Here is a 16,470-nt window from a genome sequence, read left to right as displayed (position 1 = left end):
TGCAATATGAATCTTAAGAGGCATATAAACGTAGCGCTGGGTTATTTTGTAATAGCAGCTTTTTTTGGGGTGGTATTACGGTCTTTCCACTCTTTTGAAATTCCCATCAATTATAAGTTCGTCGTGCATGGACATTCCCATATTGCCCTGATGGGCTGGGTCTATATGGGTTTGACCACCCTGTTATATAAGTTGTTCTTGGCCAATAAGGCCCTTGAAGTGAAATATCGACGTATCTTTTGGTTTACCCAATTGACCTTGGTAGGTATGTTGGTGACATTCCCTTTTCAGGGCTATGCCCTTTTCTCCATTGTTTTTTCAACTTTGTTCCTATTGGCCTCGTATTGGTTTGTATGGTTTTTTTTAAAGCATATCCCAGCGAAAAACATACCTACAAATTCCTATCAATGTATAAAATTGGCCCTATGGTACATGGTATTATCAAGTATAGGGCCTTGGTGTTTGGGTATAATAATGAATACCTTGGGTGCTGGGTCTATTTGGTACCGATTGTCGATATATTTTTACCTCCATTTTCAATATAATGGGTGGATGGTTCTTGCCCTTTTGGGGTTGTTTGTTTATGTTCTCGAAAGGAAAGGGATGAAGATACCACCAAAGACCTTCAAGCTTTTTTTCTGGACAATCAACGTAGGGATAATGGCCTCGTTCTTTCTTTCTACCCTTTGGATCAAACCCACTATTTTTCTATATATCATTGGTGGCGCTGGCGCAATGCTTCAGATTGTGGCATTGACTGTCCTATTTAGGTTCGGTAGGGGTGATAAAGAAGTAATGTATTTGGTATTCAATCGGTTACAGATGAAAATAGTGTTTACCATTGGAGTGCTTTTGGCACTTAAAATGTTCCTGCAATTGGTATCGGCATTTCCCTATTTTGCAAATTTGGCAGCTACGATTACCGATTTTACCATAGGGTATTTGCATTTGACATTTTTAGGTGTGGTATCCATGGGTTTATTCCTGTTCCTTGATTATTTTAAATTATTGCGATTGTCGGTAGGGTCGTTCTTTCTGTTTTTTGTTGGATTTGTCCTTACCGAGGGTCTGATTTTCTACAAGGGTATCGCCGCTTGGTTGGGTTTTGGTATTTTTAAGGGCTATTTTGGAAGTTTGGCCCTCGCGAGTTTACTGATTTTTGTAAGTTTGGTTACCTTGCTTGTACGAAAAGGGCAAGGGGAATTGGAATGATCTATTGAAATTTTCAAATCCCACCATTACTAACTATTATTTTAGTACGGATGAATTCAACCGAGGCTATATTAAAAGAACGGATCAAGGAGCTTACTTGTCTTCATGAAGTAACCTCGATCATTGTTAATTCAGATTACGATCAACTTCATATTTCACTCGAGGCCATTGCTTACTGCCTAAAAAAAGCCTGGCAATTTGATAAGGATGCGGAGGTCGAGATAAAGAGTGGTGTTTACAGGGTGAAGACAAAGGGTTTCAGCACTTTAATGACTACCATAAAATCTGAAATCAAGGTCTTTAATAAGGTTGATGGTCATATTTTGGTGGGATACCCGGAATACAAATATTCGAAATCCGATTTTTTGGAGGAGGAAGAGGTTCTGTTGGATAATATTAGTCTGGCAGTGTCTAACCTATTGGAGCGAAAACAGATAAAGGATAGTGAGGAGAAGGTAAAGCGGCAAATGGAACGGACTGATAGGTTGCACATTTTGGGTGAGATTACTGCCGGCATTGCCCATGAGCTCAACACCCCCTTGGCCAATATCTTAGGGTTCACCGAATTGTTAAAGGAGAGGATATCGGACAAGGAAGCCTCTAGGGACTTGCAAAAGATTGTTGACAATACCATCTTTAGTCGCGAGATCGTAAAGAAATTGATGTTCTTCGCCTGCGAGATGCCACAAGAAATGGATGTCATTCAGCTGAACCCGATTATAGATAACGTTTTAAAGCTATTACAGCCTTCCTTAAAGGCAAAGAAAATACAATTGGTAAAGTCTTTTGGCGCTGCGGATATTCAACTAAGGGCCGATACGGTTCAATTGACCCAAGTACTTTTTAACCTCATTATGAATGCGGTTTATTACTCACCGGAGGGAGGGAAAATTACCGTTGAGGTGGAAGGAAACAAGAACAACAACAAAATCCATATAAAGGACGAAGGTCCAGGTATTGATCCTGGGATAGGGGATAAGATCTTTGAACCTTTTTTCACCACGAAACCGATTGGCGATGGTTCTGGTTTGGGACTAAGTGTGGTACATGGTATTATCAGTAGCCACAAGGGAAGTATAAGCCATAGGCAAAATCATCCTAAGGGTACTGTATTCACCGTCAACTTTCCTAAATTGTAACTATGCTACACAAGGAGAATATTTTATTGGTCGATGATGATATCGATATTTTGGAGCTATTACAGCGCCATCTACAATCCATGGATTATCATACCTATAAGGCTGTTTCTGTAAAGGAGGCTTTGTATATTTTGAAAGACACCTATATTGATTTGTTGATCACCGATATTCAGATGCCTGGGGTTGATGGCTTGGAGTTGTTGAAATTTGCCGATGAACATTATCCCGAAATGCCGAAATTGGTCATTACGGGGTATCCTTCCGTTTCTGGGGCTTTGGAGGTCATAAAGGCAGGCGCTACCGATTATTTGACCAAACCCTTTACCAAGGAGGAGCTACGAAAAGGGGTGTTAAAGGCTTTTGAACAAGGTTCTAAACGAAAGGATTCCAAGAAGACCATTAGAGCCAACCAAGATGGCTTGTACCCCGATATGGTAGGTAAATCCGATACATATGGCAAAGTCACCGATATTATCGAGCGGGTAAAAGACAATAAGGCTACGGTTCTGATCAAAGGGGAGAGTGGAACAGGAAAGGAATTGGTGGCAAGGGCTATCCACTATTCGGGTAAGTTTTCCCGAGCTCCTTTTATAGCGGTCAATTGTGGGGCGATTCCTGAAAATTTGCAGGAGTCGGAATTCTTCGGCTATGTGAAGGGAGCCTTCACAGGGGCCAATGAAAACCGCGACGGATTCTTTCAGGCAGCCCAAGGGGGTACCTTGTTCTTGGACGAAATCGGAACAGCATCACTAGCAGTTCAAAGTAAATTATTACGGGCATTACAGGAAAAGGAAGTTTCTAAAGTAGGTGCTAGGAAGACAGAAAAGGTAGACATACGTGTGATAGCCGCTACTAACTCCAATCTGCTCGAAGAAATTGAAAACAAAAGGTTCCGGGAAGATCTGTACTATCGTTTGACCGTGGTTGAGATTGATGTACCACCATTGCGGAAAAGAAAATCGGACATACCGCTTTTGGTCGAGAAATTTATAAGAAAATACGGTATCGAATACAAAGACCGATTGTTGCGGATTTCACCAGATGCCCTTCAGATATTGAAAAGATACCCTTGGCCAGGCAATGTACGTGAACTTGAGAATGTCATTCAACGGGCCGTCATTATGAGCGATGGCACTATAGGTGTCGGTGACTTGCCAGATAAGTTGAAATTTCAAATTGACTTTCCCGATTCCAATTTCCGTTCCCTTCAAGAGATGGAAAAAGAGTATGTTCAAAAAGTGCTCAACCATACCCAAGGAAACAAGACTAAGGCGGCCGAAATTCTTCAGATCGATCGTAAGACCTTGCGTGAGAAATTGAAATAACCTACTGGGTAAAAATTCCCCATCAGGGGTAAAACTCCCCGATTACTTTTTGGATCCCTATTTCATTTAGTTTTATAACATACTTATAATCAGGTGGTTGTGCTTTAGTTGATCGTTTGTTCATGCCTTGGGCATGCCTTTTGCCCAATAGGGGAAAACAGCATCCTATGATGACCCAATTCTTTGTGCAGGCTATTCGAAGGACTAGGGCCCATCTAATACAAAAGGGGAAATGGAAAGCCGTAAATGGTACGTCGGTCAGTATGGATCGATGGAACAATAAAGGGGGGATATGGAAGAAAAAATGAAATATGGAAGTCTGGTTTTTGAGAAGAAGGATTTTGTGATGATAAAGCGCTATGTACAGCTGAATCACTATATCGAGGATTATGCCCATAAAGATGCATTGGAGGCTTTAGAGGAGAATATGTCAGATGCCCAGATATATGATTTGGAAGATATTCCGGAAGATATTGTTAGGCTGTATTCGATTGTTACCGTGCGCAGCGAATTGGGGTGGTGTAAAACCTTCCAGTTGGTATTGCCCTCGGAAAAGGATATAGAAAAGGATAAATTATCCGTGCAAAGTACGTTGGGTGCCTCTGTAATAGGTTTGTCAGAGGGTGATTGTATCAATTATGGTTTGCCTTCCAATATTATTAAACTTAAAATAAAGAGGGTTAAACAAAGCCCCAAACATTTTAAAGTGAATATTTCCGAAGAAGTATTCACGAACGTTCTGCCTAAATATCCAAAAAATCAATTCATATAGATTGGGAGGGTAGTCCAAATTACGAAAAACGTGTTGCGGATAACAAAATAGTAGTTACTGAAGTAAATAATTAAATACGGTACAATGCAGTTTAGGGTCAAACATAATGGAGGTCGCCAATTCTTAGGTAACCACAGGTTTATATCCGATGACTTTGAAATTAATGCACAGTCATGTTGGCGATGTTCAAAATAGTTAGTTTGGTGGTGTTATCTATCCGGCTTTCCCGAAAGTGAATTTGTTTGGTTTTAATAGGGAGAGTCGGTTAGGTATTTCTGATATTAATACGGGTTTAAATAGAATTTGGATGCGACAAAAATATAATAGAAGTATTTGCTCTACATGCCGGTTTGTATCCTTTTGTGAATTGACAACGGACAAAAGTAATATTACCTTGTGCAGTGATTATGAGCATTATTTGGATGAAGGAATAGCTTACGGTAAGCATAATAATGGTAATTTTAAAAGGAGTAAGAACCAAAGACAATTAGTTTTAAATAATAAGTAGATGATAACAAAAACGCCAAAGAAAAAAAGGCAACAAAAACAGGGTATGTTGGACAACGTTATGCGACAGTTCAACCATGCCGCCGATATAATCGGCCTAAACGCCAATATTCGTAAAATATTGGAAGTGACCAATAACGAATTGGTCGTGCATTTTCCCGTCCGAATGGATAATGGGGAAGTAGAGGTTTTCACTGGGTATAGGGTACAGCATAATAACGCGTTGGGTCCCTATAAAGGAGGATTGAGATATCACCCTACGGTTGATATTGATGCCGCAAGGGCTTTGGCCATGTGGATGACCTGGAAAACTTCTTTGGCAGGCTTGCCTTACGGTGGGGCCAAAGGGGGAATACAATTGCTTCCTTCTAAATACAGCCAATCGGAATTGGAACGGATTACCCGTAGGTTTACTTATGCCTTGGGGGATAACATAGGGCCGGAATTGGATATTCCTGCACCTGATGTAAATACGAATCCACAGGTAATGGCATGGATTTTGGATACGTATATGTCTACCAAATCGCCTAATGAGCGGTCAAAGAACATGCATGTCGTTACCGGAAAACCTTTAGGTGTTGGAGGTTCAGAGGGAAGGGATAGAGCCACAGGATTTGGGGTTTTCCTAAATATCAAGTTTTGGGCCGAAAACAAGAAAGTCGATCTTAAAGGCAAGAAATTCATCGTACAGGGTTTTGGTAACGTAGGGTATTGGACTGCTTATTTTCTTGAAAAGGAAGGAGCGATATTGACCGCTGTCCAAGATGCTTTTGGTAGTGTCTACAACGAGGATGGTATTTCGGTCGAAAAGTTATTGGAGTATTCCCAAGCCAATAAAGGTAGCATATTGGGCTTCGCGGATGCCCAAGCGATAGAGAACAAGGATTTCTTTGGCTTGGATTGTGATATCTGCGTGCCAGCCGCCTTAGGGAACCAAATAACTGCGGAAAATGCATCAAGCATCAAGGCGTACTTGATTGCTGAGGGGGCCAACGGGCCAACTGATGTTGAGGCAGAGAAGATCTTGTTGAAAAAAGGTATTGATATCATTCCCGATATATTATGTAATTCCGGGGGTGTTATCGGTAGTTATTATGAATGGCTCCAAAACAGGAACGGGGAGATCTGGCATCTGGAAGAAGTAATGGAAAAGTTGGAAAAGAAACTTCGGGGGTCGTTTAGCAGGGTGCTCAAAACATCCAAGGAAAGGGGTGTCGATATGAGGTCTGCTGCTTTTATCATTGCCATAGAACGATTGGAACAAGCGTATGAGCAACGTGGAATTTTCCCATGATACATCAACGGGAAAAAGAGTGTAAATAGATAGTCAATATCTTATTGTTTCCCCATGTGGGGGGTAGGCTCAGGGCGTTGACCATATCCCGAATAAGGATGATGGTTCAATCCTTGGGCCTACTAATCCTATGTCTATTGGTAAATAATTGGGTTTCTCCCTTTTTATCAATGGAGGTAGCCTAAAACTTAAATAATAAAAAAATGAAATACGGAAATTTAGTCATAGAAAAGAAGGAATATGTTCTGCTGAAAAAGCTAATGAATCTTTCGAGGTATTACAAGGATGTTACCTTGGGGAAATCCATTAAAAAGTTGAATAGTGAGATGGAATCCGCAAAAATATGCGACGAAAAGGATATGCCCAAGGATGTGATTCGCTTTAATAGTACTATAACTATAGTTTCTGAAAAAGGATGGAATAAGGAATTCACTTTGGTCACACCCGCGGAAAGTGATGTAAAGCACGGTAAGATATCGTTGTTGACACCTATGGGTTCTGCGGTTATTGGTTATGCCGAGGGCGATACCATTGTTTGGGAGTTTCCTGCGGGGGAACAGAACTTAACGATTGAGAAGGTGGAGCAGGGGAATCAAAAATTAAATGCGAGCATGGTATTATGAGCACACGACTATTTTATGAACATGAGTCCGACAGCAGGATCATGTTCAAGAAGGATAAAAAAGAACTGGAGGGGTGGACGGAAAGTTTGGAGTATATCAACCAGGAATTGGATTTTCTTATAGATATTGAAAACCTCATGTTGAACGATGCCAATCTCTATGCCCAACTATTGGCCATGCGTCGTGAGAATACGTTGAAATCCGGGGCAATGTACCGTTATGAGACCGCGATGCGGAATGCAAAGGAATGCGATGATATGGCCTGTGATGCCTTCTATCTGAATAATCATGAGAAGCATCGTAACCTATATCTTGAGCACCTTAGGAATTACAGGGCATTAAAAGGGAAGGTACTTTCCAAAATACTTTTGAATGCCAAAAGATAACCGTGGTATTGGGGGGTTATGCCATCAACGAATGCGTTGTCAATAGGAATCGACCTGCGCTTTAAGTAAAAATTAAGTTTGTTCGTCTTTTTATTCCCAAAAAGGATCGTCTTGGTTGTCTATGAAATCTTCATCTTTATGAAATTCAGCAACTAAAGCTAGTTGGGCTTGGGTGGCGACCTTTTCTATGGCATTGAACAATTCACGTTCTTCAAAACGTATATGTTGTTTTAAGGTTTCCTCTATTTGATGCAACGATAGTTCAATGTCATGGGTATTTTCAAAAAGACCAACCATTGCGCAGTGTTCCGAAATTGCTCTTTTTACCAGTTCATGTTGGTTGCCTAAAATGGGGAAAATGTATTTTTCCTCCACCTCAAAATGGGGTATGAGGTGCGTTTTAAAGAACCAATCGGTGTACCGTTTCATTCTTTCAGGGGCTATGTTCTTACTGAAGCCAGTCCGTAATTTATAACAAAGGAGTAAGCCGTAATGATGGTCACGACTTACCGGCATTAATGCCTTACTCCTTTTTATGGGTGATGTTTTCATCCTTTCGTATGGCCTTTATCGTGGATCGCCCAATTGTTTTTCCAATTCCTCAGCTTTTGGAAATAAGATGTTGTTTTCCAAATGAATATGGTTGTGTAGGTCATTTTCAAAATCTTTGAGCAACGAAAATGCTACTTTGTATGTGGTGCAACCATCTGCCGGAGGGGTGTAGTTGTTGCTTAAGGCGTCTATTTGCCTAAATCGTTCACCTTCATTATCGTGTTCCTGCATCATCACCTGGATTGGATTTTGAATGGTTCCAAAATGAAAGTTGTCCAAAACACTGGCGTTTTGTGTGGCTTTTACCATTTTGCGTATGGCAGGGAAAACCACTAACTCTTCTTTTTTCATGTGCTTGGTCAATTCATCAGCGGACTTCGTGAAATGATCGCTAATTTCAAATAGTTCTGGGTGGCGTTCCCCATGAACCTGACATAGCTTTGTCAAGAATTGTTTTAATACGGGAATTTGTTTTTCTACATAGCGATGGTGCTTTTTCTCAATATAGTCGGCAAGTAGGTCCAAGGGCCATGATTTAAAATCAATAGTATCGGCATGGGTTTGATTCAATACCTCCTCAATCTCCTTGAATAGTTTATCCGCATCCAGTTTGTTTTTTTCGGCCACTTCCTGTATACTCCTGTTACCCCTGCAACAGAAGTCTATATTGTGCGCTTTAAAGACTTGCGCGGTTCGATAATCTTCGGCCACTATTTCGCCAATGTTTGTTTTAAGTGTATTTTCCATGATAGCTTTGATTTTGTTTTTGACTGTTTTATGATTGAATAGGATAAAATTGTCCTATTTAAGATTAAGATGATTTGGTTTTTTATAGCTTAAGCCCTCCCTCGGGGTTCGTGTGTTGATTTATTACCCAGCATCGTAGGTCAACACGTTTCCACGGTTTGTCGGCATTGCACTTCCTTAATCCAGACCTGTACAAAGATAGTATTATTTTTAAATAGGACAAAAATATCCGAATTAAAATTTGTGTAGCATGAATGGCTGTCCAAAAGTTTTATGCGAGGAGGGGTATTTTGAAATTGGCAGATTACTTTTTCCGATGTTGATACATTTGCATGAATAACATAGTACTCATTTTTTGGGCCCTGTTCTTGGCAACCCAGGCAGTTTCCCCCTCAAATAATTCGTCCAAGGTTTCAAACCAAAGGTTTAGCCAAAAACCGAAATGCTCGGATGAAATGGTATGGTTTGTTTTGTCGTCTACTTCCTGATGTGCGGTTACAGGGTTGCCATAGTATTTCCGCTTAAGGAACAATTGTGTTTCCCAGAAATCGGTCAGCAACTCCAAATGGGCATCCCAGTCCGAAATAATGTTGTTGAAGATAGGTCCTAGTATTTCGTCCTTCCGTATTTTCTTATAAAAGGTGTTTATCAACAAGGAAACATCTTCCCTATTTTTTATGTCTTTTTTCGTTTGCATGGCGTTCCTTATATTATAGTTAAGGAAGGACAATAATCCTTCCCAATTATTCACTGACAATCGTGGTAAAAATATCGATTTTAAAAAAGTCCTTAGGGCTTTCCCTGCTTCTTTTATTACATGCCATGTTCGCATATAAAAGAATGAAGGCGAGCGTTTATTTCATAAAATAATGCATATATCTTGTTTTTTTGGTTTTCCAGAGTGTTTTTGATCATTTATTTAAATGCGGCATAGCTGATGGACCTCTGACAGTACTTGCTTTATTTTGTTTGGGGAAAATTTGAGTTGTCCCAAAATATTGGTTTTTTCACTAAGCTCCTTGATTAAGATTACATCCATTGCGATCAGTTGTTCTTTTTCATGTTGTGTCAATGTGGTCAATGCCGTAACAGGATATAAACTGAATTCATCTATATTTTTGTTTATCCCGTTGTTTTTTGGGTAGTCCCAACTCAATAATGTTAGACCCACACATTTCGCGTAATTGATGGCATCAGTGGTGAAACGGGTATTGGTAACCAGCCAACCCTGTTTTAAATGCGTTTTGTTTTTGGTGTCCGAGTTCCATTTTTTTTGAATGTCCAGGAATCTCGAATTGATGTATAGGGGCGTTTTAACGTTACTTGAATAATCGGACTTGGAATGAAACTTGCATTCAATAGCATATACGTCCCCGTCTTTTTCTGCCAAAACGTCTATTTCATGGGTAACGCATTCTCCTTGTAAAATTACACCTACTTTGGTGTTGTATCCTTTATGATGCAACAATGCACTTACCATTTTCTCAAAAGGATATCCAGTAGGTCCCAAATCAAAAATAGCCCGTTTTAGATTATATTTTGAAGCGTACAAACGGTTGTATTTCTTTAAAAGGGGGAAGATTCTTTTATGGATTTCATTAGAGGTTATACCATCATATAACTGTGGCTCCATAGTTTGAACAATAGATTCTACCTCGTCGTTTTTTACGCCACAGACCTGTAGCGATTCTTTAAACTTTTCCATTGAGAAGGGTTCCTTCTCACCTGAATTCTTTGTGATGGATAATCTGTTTTTGTCCATATTTTTTTTGAATCAAAAGCGTAACAATTCGGTCATTATCCCAAATCGAACGATATCCAATCGATGTTGAAAGTATATGTTATAATAATCCATACCATGGTATAGTTGTATGAAAAAGCCGATATCCTCCAAAAATTTAGGATGGTAGTAGAATGTCAATCCGATATTGAATCTTTTAAAATTAAAGGTGTCCCAATCATTGATATTGTCAATCATCCATGTGGTTTCGGCCTTTAATGAGAAATCTGCTCTTACCGATCCACGATGTCCCATTTTTACAGGGAGTTTGTAAGCGAAAAAGGCATTGTGCCAACGAAAGCCACTATACTTGCCGTGCAATTCGTCAAGCATCCAACTTCGGGGATGCACTTCAAGGGAACTTTTAAAAAACTTGGAGGCGTTCAACGTTTTGCTAAACGATGTTTTTATCAGACCCAGTTCAAAGAAGTTCGTGGAAAAGTTGCCGTTCTGTACATTGATGTTGCCATCGGTATTATAGAAATTGCCGTCCTGGCCGTTGGAATGGTGTGCAAATTTGCCGAAAAATGTATAATGGTCTTCTAGATTTTTATCCCCCATCAAATAGTAAAAGGTTATCTGCGGAATATAGCTGGGCGTTTTTACGGGATACGATTCTTCATTATACATTCTAATGGTAATCTGAGACGTTAGCACCGCCATCAAATGTGAATCTTTCTGTTCACGGATGACAAAACTGGGGTTAACGTTGGCCTCGAACATCAGGGGTTCCATATTGCCGATATCCGTAGGAAATGTGATATAGCTATCACTCTGGTTGACCTGCGCTATTTTTGCGAGGTCAAGATTGGGCAGGGAGTCGTTTATTTGTGCATGGATTACCTGTGCCAAAAAGTAGAATAGGATCAGTATGTAGCCATACCTTCTCATTTGTAAATTATTTTTACGGACACCGTAGCATCGGAATGCAGTTCGAAACTCGCTTGGGAGAAATTAGGACGGTTTGACAACCCGATGCTGGTATAGTTGGAAAATCCAATACCCTCTGTCGGCAGGATCAATCCTTTGTCTATTTTACCATTTTCGTTTTCATCGTGCAACACGTTGATCGCATATCTTCCTTTGGGAAGATCGGTGAAAATTTTGGTAGATGAGCTATTGTTTATTTTGGACTTTCCCATTTTATAATAGGCCTTGAATTTAGTATCGGGAATTGAACCTTCCTTATTGTACAAGGTAAACTGTACTACCCCCCTAGAGTTACGAAGTTCTTCAACCTTTATAATTAAAGTGTTCCTCTTTTTTTGAATAGGATAATCAAATGATATTACAGTCAGAAAGATAAAGGCCAAGAAGACCAATTGGGTAAGGAATCCCGAAATTTTGTCCTTTTTCATTTTGTTCTATGTATTGCGGCAACTTTTTGGTTACTTTCCCCGAACCACCACTTAGGTTTTTGTTCCTTTTTGACCAATTTGAATTTTTTGATGGAGTAGGTCTTGATATGTTCTGCCATATCTTCAACGGAATCTGTAACAAAAAGTAATTTCATATCCTCTGGGCTTATGCTTTCATTTTCTGCCATTATTTTTATATGCTGCCAGAGTTCTTTATGGTACTCCGTTCCGAAGATGACCACGGGGAAATCTTGGATCATCTTCGTCTGGATCAGTGTTATGGATTCGAACAGTTCATCCAAAGTACCCATTCCTCCAGGCATCACCACAAAAGCATAGGAATATTTGATCAAAAGGAACTTGCGGACAAAAAAGTAACGGATATCGATCCATTTATGTAAATAAGGATTTGGTTTTTGCTCAAAGGGTAGGATGATATTACAACCCACCGAATAGCCACCAGCTTCGTAGGCTCCTTTGTTTGCAGCCTCCATGATGCCAGGGCCGCCACCTGTCATGGTGGTAAAACCTAGATTTGCCAAAGAAGCACCAACGGCCTCGGCTTTAATATAATACGGATTTGATTCATCGAAACGTGCTGACCCGAATACAGTGACACAGGGTCCGATAAAGTGCATTTTTCGGAAACCCTTGATGAAACTGAACATTACCCTAAATGTGAAGAACAATTCCTTGAACCTGGACAAGGGCCCTTTCAGAAATAAGGATTCTTCGGTCTGTAATCTGTTATTATTATTCATAGTAAAGTTCGAGTATCAAGTTTCAACTCAAGAATCAAGTTCAAACTATTTTTAAGTTGTCTTTCCAATTGATCTTGTGCTATATTGATACATATTCAATTGACCTTTTTATAACTCCATACGGCCAGGCCATTCATTACAATGGCATATAGGAGCGTCTTTAACACTTGGGGAAAAATATCGGAAATTCCTGCACCTTTGAGCATCACCATCCGCATGACCTGAACGAAATATTTGATGGGATTGAACTCGGTCAATATCTGGGCCCATTCGGGCATACTCTCAATGGGAGTGAACAAACCACTCATCAAGATAAAGATAACCATAAAGAACCAAGCGATGAACATGGCTTGTTGTTGGGTGTCGGTATAATTTGAGATAAACAATCCAATACCGAGGATCACAAGGATATAAATAATCGTATAGCCGTACATAAGCAGGATACTCCCTACCATGGGAATGTTGAATATTAGTTTGGCAATAATCAGTCCAACCGTCAAAAGGACGAGTCCCAATATCAAAAAAGGGAATAGTTTGCCAATGATGAATTGGTGTTTTTTGATCGGGGTGACATTGATTTGCTCCAAGGTACCGATTTCCTTTTCCCGAACCACGTTCATTCCAGAGAGGAAGAGGGTAATCATCGTTACCAACAGCACCAAAATTCCAGGGACCATAAAGGTTTTGTAATTCAACGTCTCATTGTACCAAAACAGGGGAATGGTCTCTATGAGTTGGGGCTGTGCCTCGGGAGTACCGAGAAGCATAAGGCCTACCCTTATTTTACTGTTGAATTGTTGAACGATTTGACTCACGTATACGTTTTCAACCCCAGCAGCGGCACCATCAATGGCATTAATGGTCAATGATAGGTCCGATTTTTTTTCCTTGATCAGGTCACGACTGAAATATTGGGGGATTTCAAGGACGACATCGACCTCCCCATTGAGCATGGCGGATTTGGCGGATTTGGCTGTAGGATAATCGGAAAGTACATTAAAATAGGTCGAGGCATTGAATTTTTCAACCAATTCCCTTGAAAAGGAAGTCTTGTCATTATCGATATATCCAAACTTGATGTTATTGACTTCAAACGTTGCCGCATTCGAAAGAATGATCAGTTGGATCATGGGCATGATAAAAATAATGGGAAGCATGGCCTTATTTCTAAAGATCTGCCTAAACTCCTTTTGAATGATATATCGGATGATGTTCATTATTCCAATCTGATTTTATATTTTTTGATACTTAAGGCAATAAAGAACAAGGTCATCCCAATCAGGATCAAGGTTTCTTTCCATAAATATTCAATTCCGACCCCTTTGAGCATTATGCCTTTAATGATGATAATAAACCATTTGGCCGGAATGATATGGCTTAACAGCTGTAAGGGTAGGGGCATGCTGCTGATAGGAAAGATAAATCCGGACAATAAAATTACAGGAAGCATTAACCCCATAAGTGAGATCATCATAGCGGTTTGTTGGGAAGTTGAAATGGTAGAGATTAATATACCTAAGGATAGGGCATTGATGATGAACAGGATGCTTTCCGCCCCCAAAAGGAAGAAACTCCCCTGTACGGGCATTTTAAAAACGAAAAGACTCAATAAAATGATGATTATGGCATTAATCACCGCAAGTAGTATATAGGGCACTACTTTTCCAATAATGACTTGAAAGGGCTTTAAGGGGGACACCAACAGGATTTCCATGGTACCTAATTCTTTTTCACGGGTTATCGATATGGAGGTCATCATCGCGGAGACCAACATTAGAATGACTGTCATGACCCCTGGTACGAACATGAAAACGCTTTTAAGTTCCGGGTTATAAGCCAAACGGGTTTTTGGTACAATCTGATAGGATAATGTAGCTCCTTTATTGAGGTCTTCTTGATAGTTTTTTAGGATGGAGGCCGTATAGTTGCTTATGGTATTCGCGGTATTGGGGTCTGTGGCATCGGTCAATATCTGTATGGTCGCTTTGTTTTCGGATATCAGTTTTTTGCTGAAATCGTTTTCAAAATTCAATACCGCCTTAATATGTCCTTTTTTAAAGGCAGTCGCTATGGCAGCTTCATTATCAATGACCTGTTTAATGCTGAAGTATTTGGAAGCCGCTATTTTCGATATGATTTCCTTGGTAGTTGCATCCTTCGAATGGTCGAGGATGGCAATGTCCACATTGTTTATTTCATTGGTTATGGCAAAGCCAAAGAGTAACACTTGGGCAATGGGCATACCAAAGAGGATGAACAGAGACCGTCTGTCCCGTAGAATATGGTAAAACTCCTTTTGTATGAATCCTATAAATCGTTTCATCCCTTTTATTATTCTATATTTCTCGCTAATTTGAGGAACACTTGGTTCATCGTGTCTACCTTATACTGGGTTTTTAGGTTCTTTGGCGTATCCAGGGCCTCTATTTTACCTTCGACCATAATCGATACCCGATCGCAATATTCGGCCTCGTCCATGTAATGTGTCGTTACGAAAATGGTTTTTCCCTTATGTGCTTCCCGATAGATCATTTCCCAAAATTGCCGTCTTGTAATCGGGTCTACACCGCCAGTGGGCTCATCCAAGAAAATGATTTGCGGATTGTGCAAAAGCGACACCGAGAAAGCGACTTTTTGCTTCCACCCTAAGGGCAATGCCCCGACCAGTTTATTGGCTTCATCATGCAGTCCCAGTTCCTCGATCAATTCTTGGGTCTTTACTTTTATATCCGTTTTCTTAAGACCATAGATCCCACCAAAAAAAGTGATGTTTTCCTTTATGGTAAGGTCGTTGTACAAAGAGAACCGCTGGCTCATATACCCGATACTCTTTTTGACATCCTCCGCGTGGGAAATGACATCGAAATTGGCCACAGTGGCTATTCCCGATGTGGGTTTTAGAATGCCAATGAGCATTTTCATGGCAGTGGTTTTTCCTGCGCCATTGGCTCCAAGAAAGCCGAAGACCTCACCTCTTCCCACTTCGAATGATATATTGTTCACTGCGGTGAAGGCGCCAAATGTTTTGGTCAGGTCTTTAACGGTTATGGCATTTTCCTTGTTCATTTTTTTTCTTGCGCTGACTGTTTGTACTTATTTCGACAATTCCATAAAAGTATCCTCTATGGTAGGAGCTGTTTCATTCACCTCAATGTCCGTATGTCCGTTTGATTCCAGATACTGAACCAAGTCCTTGGCATTGAAATCAACATTGTTGCTAGTGAAATGTATGTATTCCCCAAAGGGATAGGCACTATGCGTTAGCTCGTAGCTGCCTAGATCCTGGATTAGTTTGAAGGTTTCGGCAGCCTTTACCTTGAAAAGCGTTTTGGGAAAGGAATTCTTAATCACTTCGGGGGTGTCGATCTCTAAAATGTTTCCATTTTGGATCAGGGCTATTCTATCACAAAGTGCTGCTTCGTCCATATACGGGGTAGATACCAAAATGGTGATTCCTTTTTTTTGCAATCGTTTCAACATTTCCCAGAATTCCTTACGGGAAACTGGATCTACTCCGGTTGTAGGTTCATCTAGGAACAACACCTTGGGTTTGTGTATCAGCGCACAGGACAATGCCAGTTTTTGTTTCATTCCCCCTGAGAGTTTACCCGCTCTTCGATCTTTAAAAGGTTCGATCTGGACATATATTTCCTTGATCAAATCGTAATTTTCCTGGATAGTCGTTCCGAAAATGGTGGCAAAGAAATTCAAGTTCTCCTCTACGGTCAGGTCTTGGTAGAGCGAGAATCGCCCCGGCATATAGCCAACATGGTTTCTGATGGACTTATACTCCTTGATGACATTGTAACCTGCTACCGTGGCCTCACCTTTATCCGCAATCAACAAAGTGGTAAGGATACGGAACAAGGTGGTTTTGCCGGCTCCGTCCGGACCTATTAAACCGAACAATTCCCCTGGTTTTACCTCAAAGGAGATGTCTTTCAAGGCCATTACCTTATCGTACGATTTACTTATATTTTTGACGGATATGCCCATTTTGTCTTTTGATTAAAT

18 protein-coding genes are annotated in these 16,470 nt (G+C 40.3%); 7 read left to right on the top strand and 11 right to left on the bottom strand.

Annotation, left to right across the window (positions count from 1 at the left end; all coding sequences use genetic code 11):
* Positions 1–6: 6 nt before the first annotated feature.
* From HPE56_RS11435 to HPE56_RS11405, 7 genes are all read left to right on the top strand, one after another.
* Positions 7–1,212, top strand: coding sequence for a hypothetical protein (locus HPE56_RS11435; RefSeq protein WP_188243892.1), 1,206 nt, complete (start codon positions 7–9; stop codon positions 1,210–1,212).
* Positions 1,213–1,262: 50 nt separating this feature from the next.
* Positions 1,263–2,351: a sensor histidine kinase gene (locus HPE56_RS11430; protein ID WP_188243891.1), complete on the top strand. Its 1,089-nt coding sequence runs from the start codon at positions 1,263–1,265 to the stop codon at positions 2,349–2,351.
* A 2-nt stretch (positions 2,352–2,353) separates the two neighbouring features.
* Complete coding sequence (locus HPE56_RS11425) at positions 2,354–3,676, top strand: sigma-54-dependent transcriptional regulator (protein ID WP_188243890.1); 1,323 nt, start codon at positions 2,354–2,356, stop codon at positions 3,674–3,676.
* Between the two features lie 292 nt (positions 3,677–3,968).
* A complete protein-coding gene (locus HPE56_RS11420) occupies positions 3,969–4,448 on the top strand; it encodes a GreA/GreB family elongation factor (protein ID WP_188243889.1) in 480 nt (159 codons plus the stop codon).
* 508 nt (positions 4,449–4,956) lie between these two features.
* Positions 4,957–6,249, top strand: a complete 1,293-nt coding sequence (locus HPE56_RS11415) for a Glu/Leu/Phe/Val family dehydrogenase (protein WP_188243888.1) — start codon at positions 4,957–4,959, stop codon at positions 6,247–6,249.
* Between the two features lie 203 nt (positions 6,250–6,452).
* A complete protein-coding gene (locus HPE56_RS11410; RefSeq protein ID WP_188243887.1) occupies positions 6,453–6,872 on the top strand; it encodes a GreA/GreB family elongation factor in 420 nt (139 codons plus the stop codon).
* Positions 6,869–7,258 carry a hypothetical protein gene (locus HPE56_RS11405; protein ID WP_188243886.1) on the top strand — a complete coding sequence of 130 codons (390 nt, stop codon included), beginning with the start codon at positions 6,869–6,871 and terminating at the stop codon, positions 7,256–7,258. Before HPE56_RS11410 ends, HPE56_RS11405 begins: the two co-directional genes overlap by 4 nt.
* Positions 7,259–7,348: 90 nt before the next feature.
* Here HPE56_RS11405 and HPE56_RS11400 read toward each other — a convergent pair whose 3' ends face one another.
* The 11 genes from HPE56_RS11400 to HPE56_RS11350 form a co-directional block, all read right to left on the bottom strand.
* Positions 7,349–7,810: a hemerythrin domain-containing protein gene (locus tag HPE56_RS11400; RefSeq protein ID WP_188243885.1), complete on the bottom strand. Its 462-nt coding sequence runs from the start codon at positions 7,808–7,810 to the stop codon at positions 7,349–7,351.
* A gap of 15 nt (positions 7,811–7,825) precedes the next feature.
* Entirely contained in the window at positions 7,826–8,557 is a 732-nt protein-coding gene (ric, locus tag HPE56_RS11395) for an iron-sulfur cluster repair di-iron protein (RefSeq protein WP_188243884.1), read from the bottom strand.
* 304 nt (positions 8,558–8,861) lie between these two features.
* Positions 8,862–9,254 (bottom strand): group III truncated hemoglobin, encoded by a 393-nt coding sequence (locus HPE56_RS11390; protein WP_188243883.1) that lies wholly within the window; start codon positions 9,252–9,254, stop codon positions 8,862–8,864.
* Between the two features lie 222 nt (positions 9,255–9,476).
* Entirely contained in the window at positions 9,477–10,319 is an 843-nt protein-coding gene (locus tag HPE56_RS11385) for an ATP cone domain-containing protein (protein ID WP_188243882.1), read from the bottom strand.
* Positions 10,320–10,331: 12 nt separating this feature from the next.
* A complete protein-coding gene (locus HPE56_RS11380; protein ID WP_188243881.1) occupies positions 10,332–11,228 on the bottom strand; it encodes a hypothetical protein in 897 nt (298 codons plus the stop codon).
* Positions 11,225–11,695 (bottom strand): DUF2141 domain-containing protein, encoded by a 471-nt coding sequence (locus HPE56_RS11375; RefSeq protein ID WP_188243880.1) that lies wholly within the window; start codon positions 11,693–11,695, stop codon positions 11,225–11,227. Before HPE56_RS11375 ends, HPE56_RS11380 begins: the two co-directional genes overlap by 4 nt.
* A complete protein-coding gene (locus HPE56_RS11370; RefSeq protein WP_188243879.1) occupies positions 11,692–12,456 on the bottom strand; it encodes an LOG family protein in 765 nt (254 codons plus the stop codon). Before HPE56_RS11370 ends, HPE56_RS11375 begins: the two co-directional genes overlap by 4 nt.
* Before the next feature lie 95 nt (positions 12,457–12,551).
* Entirely contained in the window at positions 12,552–13,673 is a 1,122-nt protein-coding gene (locus HPE56_RS11365) for an ABC transporter permease (protein WP_188243878.1), read from the bottom strand.
* On the bottom strand, positions 13,673–14,779 hold the full coding sequence (locus HPE56_RS11360; RefSeq protein WP_188243877.1) for an ABC transporter permease: 1,107 nt from the start codon (positions 14,777–14,779) through the stop codon (positions 13,673–13,675). Before HPE56_RS11360 ends, HPE56_RS11365 begins: the two co-directional genes overlap by 1 nt.
* 8 nt (positions 14,780–14,787) lie before the next feature.
* Complete coding sequence (locus HPE56_RS11355; RefSeq protein ID WP_188243876.1) at positions 14,788–15,522, bottom strand: ABC transporter ATP-binding protein; 735 nt, start codon at positions 15,520–15,522, stop codon at positions 14,788–14,790.
* Between the two features lie 27 nt (positions 15,523–15,549).
* Complete coding sequence (locus HPE56_RS11350; protein WP_188243875.1) at positions 15,550–16,452, bottom strand: ABC transporter ATP-binding protein; 903 nt, start codon at positions 16,450–16,452, stop codon at positions 15,550–15,552.
* Positions 16,453–16,470: the final 18 nt, after the last annotated feature.

It is taken from the genome of Maribacter aquimaris (assembly GCF_014596745.1).
Taxonomy (GTDB): domain Bacteria; phylum Bacteroidota; class Bacteroidia; order Flavobacteriales; family Flavobacteriaceae; genus Maribacter_A; species Maribacter_A aquimaris.
This window is presented reverse-complemented; position numbering and strand designations above follow the sequence as displayed.

Coding starts and splice junctions, on each gene's coding strand:
- HPE56_RS11435 (WP_188243892.1), top strand. CDS start 7: ATGAATCTTAAGAGGCATATAAACGTAGCGCTGGGTTATTTTGTAATA.
- HPE56_RS11430 (WP_188243891.1), top strand. CDS start 1,263: ATGAATTCAACCGAGGCTATATTAAAAGAACGGATCAAGGAGCTTACT.
- HPE56_RS11425 (WP_188243890.1), top strand. CDS start 2,354: ATGCTACACAAGGAGAATATTTTATTGGTCGATGATGATATCGATATT.
- HPE56_RS11420 (WP_188243889.1), top strand. CDS start 3,969: ATGGAAGAAAAAATGAAATATGGAAGTCTGGTTTTTGAGAAGAAGGAT.
- HPE56_RS11415 (WP_188243888.1), top strand. CDS start 4,957: ATGATAACAAAAACGCCAAAGAAAAAAAGGCAACAAAAACAGGGTATG.
- HPE56_RS11410 (WP_188243887.1), top strand. CDS start 6,453: ATGAAATACGGAAATTTAGTCATAGAAAAGAAGGAATATGTTCTGCTG.
- HPE56_RS11405 (WP_188243886.1), top strand. CDS start 6,869: ATGAGCACACGACTATTTTATGAACATGAGTCCGACAGCAGGATCATG.
- HPE56_RS11400 (WP_188243885.1), bottom strand. CDS start 7,810: ATGAAAACATCACCCATAAAAAGGAGTAAGGCATTAATGCCGGTAAGT.
- ric (WP_188243884.1), bottom strand. CDS start 8,557: ATGGAAAATACACTTAAAACAAACATTGGCGAAATAGTGGCCGAAGAT.
- HPE56_RS11390 (WP_188243883.1), bottom strand. CDS start 9,254: ATGCAAACGAAAAAAGACATAAAAAATAGGGAAGATGTTTCCTTGTTG.
- HPE56_RS11385 (WP_188243882.1), bottom strand. CDS start 10,319: ATGGACAAAAACAGATTATCCATCACAAAGAATTCAGGTGAGAAGGAA.
- HPE56_RS11380 (WP_188243881.1), bottom strand. CDS start 11,228: ATGAGAAGGTATGGCTACATACTGATCCTATTCTACTTTTTGGCACAG.
- HPE56_RS11375 (WP_188243880.1), bottom strand. CDS start 11,695: ATGAAAAAGGACAAAATTTCGGGATTCCTTACCCAATTGGTCTTCTTG.
- HPE56_RS11370 (WP_188243879.1), bottom strand. CDS start 12,456: ATGAATAATAATAACAGATTACAGACCGAAGAATCCTTATTTCTGAAA.
- HPE56_RS11365 (WP_188243878.1), bottom strand. CDS start 13,673: ATGAACATCATCCGATATATCATTCAAAAGGAGTTTAGGCAGATCTTT.
- HPE56_RS11360 (WP_188243877.1), bottom strand. CDS start 14,779: ATGAAACGATTTATAGGATTCATACAAAAGGAGTTTTACCATATTCTA.
- HPE56_RS11355 (WP_188243876.1), bottom strand. CDS start 15,522: ATGAACAAGGAAAATGCCATAACCGTTAAAGACCTGACCAAAACATTT.
- HPE56_RS11350 (WP_188243875.1), bottom strand. CDS start 16,452: ATGGGCATATCCGTCAAAAATATAAGTAAATCGTACGATAAGGTAATG.